This is a genomic window from Bacteroides sp. DH3716P (genome assembly GCF_025914115.1).
Taxonomy (GTDB): domain Bacteria; phylum Bacteroidota; class Bacteroidia; order Bacteroidales; family Bacteroidaceae; genus Bacteroides; species Bacteroides ovatus.
The window spans coordinates 4,798,841-4,810,860 of the sequence record NZ_CP083673.1; the positions used below are offsets into that span (position 1 = coordinate 4,798,841).

Annotated in this window: 9 protein-coding genes; all 9 read right to left on the reverse strand. The window is 40.3% G+C overall.

Annotated features, from left to right (window positions below; translation table 11 throughout):
• Positions 1–44: 44 nt before the first annotated feature.
• The gene (locus tag KQP79_RS18070; protein ID WP_061447517.1) at positions 45–1,193 is read right to left on the reverse strand and encodes a metallophosphoesterase; all 1,149 of its coding nucleotides are present in this window, start codon (positions 1,191–1,193) and stop codon (positions 45–47) included.
• A 20-nt stretch (positions 1,194–1,213) separates the two neighbouring features.
• Positions 1,214–2,380, reverse strand: coding sequence for a metallophosphoesterase (locus tag KQP79_RS18075; protein ID WP_008774632.1), 1,167 nt, complete (start codon positions 2,378–2,380; stop codon positions 1,214–1,216).
• Positions 2,381–2,404: 24 nt separating this feature from the next.
• On the reverse strand, positions 2,405–3,862 hold the full coding sequence (locus KQP79_RS18080; RefSeq protein ID WP_008774633.1) for a RagB/SusD family nutrient uptake outer membrane protein: 1,458 nt from the start codon (positions 3,860–3,862) through the stop codon (positions 2,405–2,407).
• A gap of 26 nt (positions 3,863–3,888) precedes the next feature.
• Positions 3,889–7,266 (reverse strand): TonB-dependent receptor, encoded by a 3,378-nt coding sequence (locus tag KQP79_RS18085; RefSeq protein WP_061447518.1) that lies wholly within the window; start codon positions 7,264–7,266, stop codon positions 3,889–3,891.
• A 10-nt stretch (positions 7,267–7,276) separates the two neighbouring features.
• On the reverse strand, positions 7,277–8,446 hold the full coding sequence (locus KQP79_RS18090; protein WP_008774635.1) for a FecR family protein: 1,170 nt from the start codon (positions 8,444–8,446) through the stop codon (positions 7,277–7,279).
• A gap of 85 nt (positions 8,447–8,531) precedes the next feature.
• Complete coding sequence (locus KQP79_RS18095; protein WP_004304159.1) at positions 8,532–9,080, reverse strand: RNA polymerase sigma-70 factor; 549 nt, start codon at positions 9,078–9,080, stop codon at positions 8,532–8,534.
• 64 nt (positions 9,081–9,144) lie between these two features.
• Complete coding sequence (locus KQP79_RS18100; protein ID WP_004300562.1) at positions 9,145–9,861, reverse strand: LytR/AlgR family response regulator transcription factor; 717 nt, start codon at positions 9,859–9,861, stop codon at positions 9,145–9,147.
• Positions 9,858–10,937, reverse strand: a complete 1,080-nt coding sequence (locus KQP79_RS18105; RefSeq protein WP_081104587.1) for a sensor histidine kinase — start codon at positions 10,935–10,937, stop codon at positions 9,858–9,860. The genes KQP79_RS18100 and KQP79_RS18105 overlap by 4 nt, the downstream gene beginning before the upstream one ends.
• Positions 10,934–12,010 carry a sensor histidine kinase gene (locus KQP79_RS18110; RefSeq protein WP_004311232.1) on the reverse strand — a complete coding sequence of 359 codons (1,077 nt, stop codon included), beginning with the start codon at positions 12,008–12,010 and terminating at the stop codon, positions 10,934–10,936. Before KQP79_RS18110 ends, KQP79_RS18105 begins: the two co-directional genes overlap by 4 nt.
• Between the last annotated feature and the right edge of the window lie 10 nt (positions 12,011–12,020).

A 12,020-nucleotide genomic window follows, 5' to 3' on the forward strand; every position in this document is an offset into this window, starting at 1 on the left:
TCGTCTTTTGAAGATGGATAGAGGGCTAGTTTTAGTTAAACTCATTATAGTTTCCTCTGAACACCGTCGTCACCAACGACGTAATAAACTCCATTGTCTAGCAATACAGCCCGTCCACGCTTTTTCTTCCGATTCTCTTTATTGTCAACATTAACAGCGATGACTTTACCATTATAAAAGGTTGAAATATCCTTGAAGATAGTGTGCCCCACAAAGATATGTTTTATCATATAACGATCCAACATCATTTGTAAAGAGTCTTGTGCCAACGGTTTATATTTGGGATCTTTTCTCACCAGGCCGCGATACCAGATTGGACCGTCATTACCATACAGAAAATCAGTCAATGGAGAAAGTGCCTTACGCTCTTTTTTGCTCATGAAAAGTGCCCGGCTCATTTCCTCGTTCACAGTGGGGATATTCAAGTTCTTATCATAGAATAATTTTCCTAATCCGGCATGCACATATAAATCAGTTCCAATGATTTGCATTGTATTACGTGTTGCAAGCCAACGGCCCAATTCGGTATTTGTGCCGAATAATGAGGGATATTCCACTCCCAGTTTTTCTGCCAGCAATTTATATTTATCTTTTGTATAGCGAAGATCGTTGGACAACACCAGAGCCTCATGGTTTCCCAAAAGGAAAGAGACATGACCTCCCGCTTTAGCCGCTTCGTCTTCTAATTTATAGAACAGCCAGAAGATCTGCAGTACATCCTTGCCACGGTCGAAAATATCTCCGATAATCACCAAATGATTGCTACCGAAATTCCATTGATATTTATCATTAATCACTCCGTTTCCTTGCAACAGGCTAATCACACAATCCAGCCGCCCATGAGGATCGGACATCACAAAAACTTTTTCCGGACGGGTATATTGCCACTCCGGTCTTTTCAATGGATGGAGTTTTACATCAAACGGATACCGTCCCTCATGATCCGTCACACGGAAACTGAAATCTTTAGGTAATGTCGCATAAGTCTTATCGGTAATCCGTCCTTTCTTATTGACATTAATAACCCGTGTACTACCGTCTGCCTGATAGAGTATATAGGGTCCGTCACCAGACAATTTCTCTTTTTTTTCTTTCTTCTTATCTCCTGAATGATAAGTTCCGGCCTGAATGCCGGAACTTATTAAAACGAGAACAAGAGTAGAAAGAAATAATCTCAAAAAACGAGTGCTCATATTCTTTTCTTGCTTGAAGTTTATTTTTTAATCGTTACTAATTCTCCTTCGTCATTGATGGCTTTAATATCATCTCCTTCAATAACCACAGCACGAGTCTCTTTTTCAAAAGCCTTGGGATGATTAACACAAATATCATATACCTTTTTATTATAGGTATACTTCACACGACTATTTTCCGTATGACCGATAATAATACGTTTGACATCATATTGAGCCAGAAGTTTATCTACATCCGCTTCCTTTATCGGACTGTACTCACTGCCAGTCTTAACCATTCCACGATACCACAACGGACCGTTATAACTATCACTATAAAGGAAATCGGCAATATCCGGATATTGTTTTTTCCGTTCCTCTTTTGAAAGGTAAATGCTCTTGCTCACCAGTTCATTGATTTCGGGAATCGTCTCTTCGCGTTCCATAAACACCTTACTCAATCCTGCATGAACATAAAGGTTTTCACCTACAATCTGAATGGTGTTTTTAGAACGCAGCCAGTTACCCATCACATTCGTCAGTCCCCACATCTTTCCATAGGTCATGTTCATCGCTCTTTGCGAAAGAGTGTTGTACTTGGCATACGTATATTTCAAGTTATCACGCATTATCATTTCTTCGTGATCCCCCAAGATGGTTGTCACTCTGCCACCAACAGCTTTCGCCTCAAATTCCAATTTGTATATGAGCCATAAAATAGGAAGTACGTCTGCTCCACGATCGAAAATATCACCATCAATCACCAAATGGTTACTGCCATATATCCATTCATATTTATCATTAATCACTTCCCCTGTTTTCAGAATAGCAGCAAACAAGTCGAAACGCCCGTGAAGGTCGGATACGGCAAATGTTTTAGCATACTCGGTACGGTCTTCCCATGCCGGACGTTCAAAATTCTCAATCTTATTAATGGGTACCTGAAAAAGGAGTTGATTATCATCCGAATACACATCCAGTTTCAATCCGGCCGGTAATCCGGATTCTTCACGAATGTTCAATGCATTATCTTTAGTCACTTCCAGAATTTTAAGTCTACCGTTTTCATAGAAAAGGTAAGGACCATCATTACGGAAATGAGTGATTTCAGCTATATCCGGTCCCACGGGAGTCAGATCTTCCCCGCACGAATAAAAGGCCGTGATGAACAAACCCAAAAGGAAATAGATGCTATATATCTTTTTCATAATTTCTATACGTTAATGCGTTAATTAATGCAATTCATATTCCGGATTCTGAACCATATTCTCATTGTACTCCATTTCGTGGTTAGGAACAGGAAGAACGATTTTATAATAACTCCAATCAAACTCTACCGCTTCATTGGGAACTTCGCTCAAATAATCTTCACGTATCACTTTCTTGTTATTTCTAAGTAAATCAAAGAAACGTTGTCCCTCTCCCCAGAATTCAATGCGACGCTGTTCAAGCACCAGATCCAGATTTATATCTTCATCTGCCACGGCATCCAGATCCTTACCCGTACGTGCATAAATAGGTTTCAGATACTTGCGCGTATTAGGTATATCATTCCTCTTAATCGCAGCTTCAGCCGCATTCAGATAGAGTTCCGACAGACGGAAAACCGGGATATTGGCATCTTCATACGATTTAGAACCTTGGGCCGGATATTTCAAGCAATAAGGTTTACTGCTACTTGCCGTAGACACCATCTGACTACGAACATCATCGGAATTGTCTTTCATGTAGTCTTTCCAATACTTTTCGGTAGCTATCAGATTATATTTGGTGCTAAGATAACCGATGGATGATTTTCCCGGACTATCAGTTGTCAGATTCACAATTTCGAACAACAGTTCACTATTGAACGGAGTAGCCCATATCTTGGCATATTCATCATTGGTCCACAACTTATAGCCTTGTTTTTCCGCACCTTTGATAGCTTCGGCAGCCACATCGTATGCCTCTTTGTCATTCCCCATATAGAGATAAACCCGGCTTAATAATGTCATTGCCCCCCATTTATTGATCTTACCCTCTTTCTTTACCGGACGAAGCAGCTTCACCGCATCTGTCAGGTCGTCTGTGATGGCCTTATAACATTGGGCGGTCGTATTGCGGGAAGGTTTGATATTCTTATCTTCTACCACTTTATCAATAATGGGCACAGCCAGTGATGCCCCGTTATCTTTCAGATAAGGATACCCGTAAATACGTGTCATATCGAACAGCAACAAGGCACGTATTGCCAAAGCCTCTCCTTTCAAGTCATTATAATACTCCTGCTCTGTCAGCTTCTCCAGTTTCGGAGTTGTAATTTCCCGATCGGGAACAAGCTTTATCTTTTCAATATCCCGGAATAAAATGTTCAGGTTCTTACCAATACCGTAGTACATCCCCCAGAAACCACTAGGTCCATTCGTCTTATTGTACTTGAATGTATAGAAACTGACATTGGTGCTGGAAGACTTATAAGATTTCATGTCATCTCCCCTCAAATCACCATAACAGAACATATCTGCTCCATAATAACTGGATGACTGCATACTGCTGTATGCACCGTTCAGCACAAATTCAAAATCTCTTAATTCGATCAATGAACCATCAGTTTCTATAGCTGTGGAAGATTGCAAATCCAACCAATCATTTCCGCAACTACTCAATAAGGTTGCAAAGGCACCTAAAGCTATATATTTTATCTTTTTCATACTTATTCATTTATAGATTAATGCACTTAGAATTTCACTTCCAAACCGAATGTATAAGTTCTCATCGGAGGAGTATCCCAACTAGGTGATGAACCCGATTCGGGGTCAATATAATCGTATGCCGCCCAAGTTAACAGGTTATTGCCCGATGCATACAGACGTATATTGTCTATACCCACTTTCCGGGTCCATGTCTTCGGCAGTGTAAAGCCGAAAGTCAGATTCTTCAGACGAACATAATCTCCACTGTATAAACGACGTGTGGTAGCATAATCGGTCATGGAAATTGATCTACCGACTACAAAACGTTCAATACTCGTTTCATCACCCTCTTTCTGCCAGCGTTTCCGGTAATAAATAGGAATATTCAGCGTTCCATCGCCACCGTGTTCCAGTTTGCCTGCCGCGCCGTCATAGTTCCATGCCCCAAAAGAGAAATTCACGTTAAAATTCAGATCAAACCACTTATAAGAGATGCTGTTACCCAGTCCACCGGTGATAGTAGGATCGGCACATTGCAGTATCACTTTTTCCGCACTACGCGGATCTTTAGTAGTTTCTTTGTTCAGATTTCCATTTTCATCCGTCGTATTCTTATAGAACATCGGTTCACCGTCTACCGGGTCGATGCCTGCAAATTCAATCATATAATAGGTAGAATAGGGCAAACCTACCTTATGAATAGATGTTCCGCTGGTTACTTGTTTCAAATCTCCGTCCAACTTCAGGATTTTATTGGCATTATGTCCCAGATTCAAACTAGTGCTCCAACGAAAATCTTTTGTCTCGATATTAGTTGAACGAATTTCCAATTCATATCCCTTGTTTTGTAATTTACCTATGTTGGCAAGATAACTTGAGAAACCTGTTGCAAGAGATAATGGCCGGCTGTAAAGCAGATTTTTCGTTGTACGAACGTAATATTCAAATGTAACATTCAGTCTGTTGTCGAAGAATCCCAAGTCAATACCGGAGTTGAAGTTATAGTTGGTTTCCCAAGTCAGTTCCTTGTTTTCCAGTTGCGACTGCGTGATACCCGGATTATCGTTATAATTACTAGTCAGACTGCTCAATCCCATATATCCATAATAAGAAGACGGCAGAGTTCCGTTCACACCGTAAGAAACTCTAAGTTTCAAGTCACTTAACCAGTTCTGAAGAGGTTTCATAAAACTCTCGCTACTCACTCTCCATGCACCGGACAATGACCAGAAATTTCCCCAACGATTCTCTCTTGCCAATCGCGAACTTCCGTCTGTTCTCCAACTCGCTCCCAGATAGTATTTGTTGTCATAATCATAGTTGGCACGTGTAATATAAGAGACAATACGCGTCGTACTGTTAGAACCTCCCATACTCTGATACACTACACCATTGTTGACTTCCGGTTTATCCCAGCGTGCAAAATTAGAGATAGTAGTTCCCAGTCCATCCGACTCCTTACTGTTGATTTCATAACCAGCCAAAAGGTCCAGATTATGTTTTTTCTTGATCTTTGTCTGATAAGTCAGAATATTAGACCATGTCATATTGGTAATATCATTATAATCTTTGCTGAAACGTCCGTTATCATCGTCACCGTCACTGGTACGCGGGTCTTTCCATGCACGAGACTTGTTCATCACAAAATCATAACTGAATGTAGACGCAAACTTGATTCCTTTCCAAATATCGAATGATGCATATACGGTATTGAAAGAACGGGTCGCATATTCTCTCTTAAAATTATAAGAATTTGATAACATCGGATTACGGTCATCCAATTTGATTAATGCACGGTTCCAGGTACCGTCTTCATTCCATATAGGGTCAGACGGTGTGGCTCCATTACGCGTACCGTAAATTGGAGAAGTATACGATGTCCCTTCCGAATAAGTATCCTGATTCACTTTGGAGAACTGTATCTTTGCACCGATATTCATCCATTTAGCCATCTGATAGTCTACATTCAAACGTGCAGAAATACGTTCCAGACCGGAGTTTATCGTAACACCATCCTGCTTCATATAGCCGATGGACGTATAGTATTTAATCTTTTCCTGTCCGCCGGAAGCTGAAAACTCGTAATTCTGGTGGCTACCGTTACGGAACAGATAATCATCCCAATTCACAAAACCACACCAAGGGATCGGTGCATACTGGTCAATATTCGAATCGGCATAAGCCCATGCTTCATTCTCGGTCATCCCCTGATGAAGTCCTACCTCATCATCGGTCTTACCACTATAAGTTAAAGCATAATTTCGAAGCCCCTCGTGGATCAGGTTACGACGTTCCTGTCCGCCCATCAATTCGCGGAAAGGCATGGCAAAATTAGAGAATCCCCAATCCGATTTCAATTTAAAGACCGGTTTACCTGCTTTTCCTTGTTTCGTAGTAATAATGACAACGCCATTTGCTGCACGTGAACCATAAAGTGAAGCAGCAGCGGCATCCTTGATAACAGTGATGCTTTCAATATCCGATGTATTCAAGGTAGACATTACATCCAAACCGGAATCACTACCAGATGCACCAATATTACCCGACAATACGGGAACACCATCCACTACATACAGCGGAGAATTGGAGGCATTGAACGAACCCATACCACGGATACGGATGGACGTTGACGAACCCGGTATACCCGAACCGGTATTTACGCTGACACCGGGAGCCGCCCCCTCCAACATCTGTTGGAAAGATACATTAGGCACATCTTTCACAGCATCTGTCTTTACGATACTGGCAGAACCTGCATAAGCCGATTTCTTGAAAGTACCATATCCCGTTACAATTACTTCGTCCAACAGGTTATTATCCACTTTCAGGATTATGCTCATCGGCTTGCCGGGAGTTGCAACTACCTCCTGTGACGCATAACCGATATAAGAAACCATCAGAGTCACTTTCTTGTCTGTAACTTCCAGATGGAAATTACCATCCATATCAGTCATCATACCGTTAGTTGTACCTTTCACGATGACATTAGCTCCGATTATCGGCTCTCCACTATCTTCAATTACTTTCCCTGTAATCGTATATTTCTCACGTGCAACAGTTTCCGTCCTAACGGGTTCAGCCTTACGGATGGCAATTACTCCATCATGAACCGTATAAGTCAGTCCGCTATTTCGCAGGCATTTGTTAAGCACTTCAGAAATCAGTTCATTCTTCACATCCAGATTTTCCACTCTGACTTTCTTTGCATCATTTGTGCTGTAGATAAAGGTAAAGTCCGTTTGTTTCTGAATTTCCCAAAGAACTTCATTCAGTGTTACATTTCTGAATTTGGCTGTAACCGTGGTCTGTGCGAATACAGATGCGCGCATCAGCCCTGAAGTCGTAATACAGAGAAAAAGGAACATCATACAAAGACGTTTTCCATATTTCCCAAATCTGGCAACATTACGTAGTTTTTCCATAAAACAGGGATTAATGATTAGTGAATATTTTGATAGTTTTTCCTTCTACTGTGACAGTTACTCTACCCGTTTGCTCCAACAATTTCACCAATGGGGTAATCTCATTATAGCGGTTAACATAGCAACCGAAGCGTAACTCTTTCGTCGCCTCATTCTCATAGACTACATCCATATCATACCATCTGGCAAGAGTTTTCATGATGTCGTCCAATCGCTGGTCCTTGAAATTGATCTTTCCATGTATCCATGAAGTATAAAATGCAGTATCTACATTGCGTACATTGATCTGGTTGCTGCCCGGAGTAATACAAGCCTGTTCCGATGGTTTCAGAATCCGGTTGCTTCCATTTTCAGTCTGTACTTTTACCGAACCGCTGACAAGTGTAGTTTGATATTCTTCGTTTGCGTAAGCTGATATATTAAAAGTAGTTCCTAATACTTCTATTTTCATCCCTTTGGTTTGTACAATAAAAGGCTGTCCGGTTTTGCTTACTTCGAAATAGGCCTCTCCCTCCAATTCTACCAGACGGCAATCCTGTGCAAACTGAACAGGGAAACGGATGGAACTCATAGAATTCAACTGTACTTTACTTCCATCGCTCAACGTCAGCTGATATTCACCACCACGAGGAACGTTTACCTTATTATATGCAAGTTTTTCGGATGTCCGGGCGGGAGCCTGCTGATAATTCAATGCTGTAGAATCCACCTGAATGACTGTACCATCTTTTTCTTTCAATTCCACGCCGGAGGTAGACTTCAAATCAATTGCTTCTCCATTATCCAGAATAAGAACGGCTTTCTTACCACCCGGAACAATTTGTTTCGCTACTTGAGATAACGGCTGGGGTTCATTACCGCTCTTATATATTGCCACAGTAGCAATAACCACCGGAAAAATGAAAATAGCAGCATATTTACATATATTCAGTATCCGATGTCTGAACCGATGGCGTTGGATTTTTCTTTGCACTCCCTCCCATCCGTCCTCTGTATGGAAAGTTTGCCGCTTCTGCATATTCTGCTTTATGTTCTCTTCCTTGCAGATTTCCCGAAAAAGGCGTTCGTTTTCGGGCGATTCATTTCTCCACCGGGTCAGTTCTGCCTGTTCTTCTTCCTCGATTTCATCAGATAAGTATCTGGCAATGAGTCTTGCAATATAGAAATGTTGGTTTATCATAATTCACATGTTTTAATCGTTGTTTATACTAAAACAGGTGAATTGAAAATCAGGGTGTATTAAAAATGATTTTTTTTAAAAGAAACTATAAAAAGTAAAAAACCAGGTAGTAATAGTCTTTCAAATATACGCGTAATTTACGGTAGGCAATCTTTTTCTGGGAGTGTACCGTTTCGCCGGAAATATTCAGTGTTTCAGCAATTTCCGGATTGCTTTTTCCCTCAAGTGCCAGTTGCATAATGCTTTTCATCTGCGGTGGCAGTTTTTCAATGGCATCCACTAATATCCGGTAACTTTCTTCTGCTATGACCTTGTCTTGGAAAAAAGAGTCTTTACTCATTTCCTGAACTTTCTGTGCATACTCGTTCATGACCTTGGTATGTTCCAGTTCATTTAAAGATTTATTGCGTACCGACGTATAGAGGAATGATTTAATCTGATGCACATACATGAAATCATCGCGCAACTGCCACAACTTCACAAAACACTCCTGAACAATATCAGCCGCTAATGCATCATTTTCGACATACTGATTAGCAAACATACATAAAGATATGTAATATTTGTCGAATATAGAACGAAACTGCGTCTCATCAGTTAACTTAATACTAATATAGTCTGTTGTGCCAATCACGTATTCTTTATTTTGGTTACAAATATACCATTTGAAAATTATGTAACCAAACAAAAATGAAAAATCACAATCTTTGTTTCATTACAAAACCCTCAAAGAAGTCGTCCCGATAACTATTACCGATAGCAATTTCATACGATTTTATAAATATATCATTATTGTCAAATGACTCGATGTGATCGGTATTGACGATATAGGATTTATTCACCCGCAAAAAAATAGATTTTGGTAATAAATCGAATATGGCTTTCAGGCTCATGCGAGTAATGATACGCTGGTCGTTCAGTTGAAGAATGACGTAATCTTTCAATCCCTCAATAAAGAGAATATCGGAGAAATTCACCTTGAAATACCGGCGCTCTGCCTTTACAAAGAAATATTCAGCGGCAACAATCGTTTCGATAGCTTCTTTTTCTTCTTTCAATAATAGAGAATGATAGGATAACGCTTTATCCACCGCCTTTTGAAAACGTTCCGCTTCGACAGGCTTAATCAGATAGTCGATTGCATCTACTTCATAGCTATCCAACGCATATTCTGTATAGGCTGTGGTGAAAATAACCAGTGTCTTTTTGGAAATTGTACGGGCAAACTCTATTCCTGTAATCCCAGGCATCTGAATATCCAGAAAAACCAGATCGACTCCCTGTTGCTCCATAAAGTCGGAAGCAGTTGCAGCACTGTTAAAACTGCCTATCAACTGGAGGTTATCGGATTCTTCTATCAATAACTTCATGGCCTCACGTGCCAAGGGTTCATCATCTACAATGATACAATTCATAATGTTATACTTAAAATTACAAAATAGAGATTTTCATCTTCTCTTTGTTCCAACTTATAATGTTCAGGATACAGTAATCCTAACCTACGCTGGATATTGGCAAGTCCGATTCCACCGACTTTACCCTGCTGGACTGCAACAGCCGGTTTAGAATTCTCACACCGGAAATCCAGTCGGTGAGCATCCACCTTAAAAAAGACATGGACATACGAAGAATGCTCACTATCAAAACTATGTTTCACCGCATTTTCCACAAAAGGAATGAATAACAAAGGCTGAATCCAAATGGAATCCACTTCTCCCTCCTGCCTCAACGTAAACTGGAAATTGTCACGGCGTATCTTTTCCAAATTCAGATAGTCATTCAGGAAACGGATATCCGAAGCCAATGAAACTCTTTCACGCGAACTGTCGTTAATCTGATACCGTAGCAAATCTTCCAGTTTAAAAAGTACTTTGGAAGCTTCTTCCGGATTTCTCTTTATCAGGACATTGGCATTATTCAGCATATTGAAAAGAAAATGCGGGTTAATCTGATTCTTCAGAAATGTCAGTTCGGATTGCAAAGTAGTGGACTCGAGTTCGTCAATACGCAGATTATAACGCAACCAATGGGTAAACAAGGATATGGCTGCCGAACCTGCGGTAACAAAACCGATGGTCAGTATCCCCGAAAAAGTATTAATGAAAGTAGCGAATCTGCCAGGATCTTTTCCGGGCAGAATTACTTCAAAGAGTAATCCCTGGGTGACTGAAAGGAAGACGATGACTACCAAATTCGTCAGGACAGCCGCCAGGACATAGTGCCCCAAACGGTTCTTCAACAGAAAACAGGGTACTAATATATACAGGTTCATATAGATTACCGTATTAATGGAAACAAAATATGCCAGGAATCCACCAAAACGCCGCCAAAAAGAAACTGACTGCAAAGGTTCGTACCAAAAGACATTAATAGTCATCAAAAGAACTATTATTTGCAGTAACAGATGTCTACATGTCCGGTAATGAGGACTTAACAGAAAAGCTGTGACACTTTTATCTTCCATTCTTCTATGTTCTGTATTCAGGTTCATACTTCACCTCCTTTCAATTCCAACCAGATGCTTTCTGTCGTCAGGAATAGTCTGTAACGATTGCCATATAATAAGTTCAGTCTTTGGCGGATTCTTTCAAGTCCTTTATCTTCCAAAAGATTCACTTGTAGGCAAAGACAAGTGAATATAATTGTGTTCTCTTCTACTTTCAAATGGATTTTGAGAGAAACAGGGATTGATGTTCGCTGTTCGTTGATTGATTTTACAATATATTGCACAAATGGAATGAAAAGCAAGGGTGGAACCAGTGTTCTATTTACTTCTCCATCCGCAAGCAGTTCATAATTGAATTGTGCCTGAGAATTCTGTTCCAAGGTCAGGTAATTATTCAGGAAATTAATTTCACTACTAAGCAATACCTTTGTTCTGCTGCAATCATATAGCTGATAGCGAAGTAGTTGACTTAATTTCATCAGCATCTTCGAAGCTTTTTCCGGTTCGCTCAATGTCAGTTCCCCCGAATGATGCAATGTTTTGAAAAGAAGTTCGGGGCTGACTTGTTCTTTTAGCTGTTCCACTTCCGAAAGAACGTGAACCTTTTCCATTTGTGAGACACGTTGATGATCTATCATCCATTCTTTCAGGAGAACGGTCATTGTTCCTCCTATCATGCAGAGTGTGGACAACATGAAAGAAGATATATAATCCATCACTATAGGTATGGAGAAATAGGAGGCACGTTCGTAAAATTCCGGCCAGCAGGAATAAGATACATATTCCGTTGCCATTTGTATTGCCAGGGCAAGCATCATTGCTACTGAAAGTAAGGATATGTAGGTTAGATAGCGTCTTTTCAGCAAAAACTTTGGAAAGAGCCAGAAAAGATTCAGATAAATAACTCCTATATAAGTCAGTAGATATAAGAAAGTGAATGTATAAATCCATCCTCCCAATATATCCCGATAATCGAGGAATATAATAAAAACCTGATTGAATGATATGGTAGCCAACACCATAATAAGCACCAGATAACGCGCCCATCGAAGTTCCGGACTAACGAGGAATCGATATAATAAAGTAGATTTATTGTCTGTTGTTATTGTTTCAGCCATCGTGTATTTA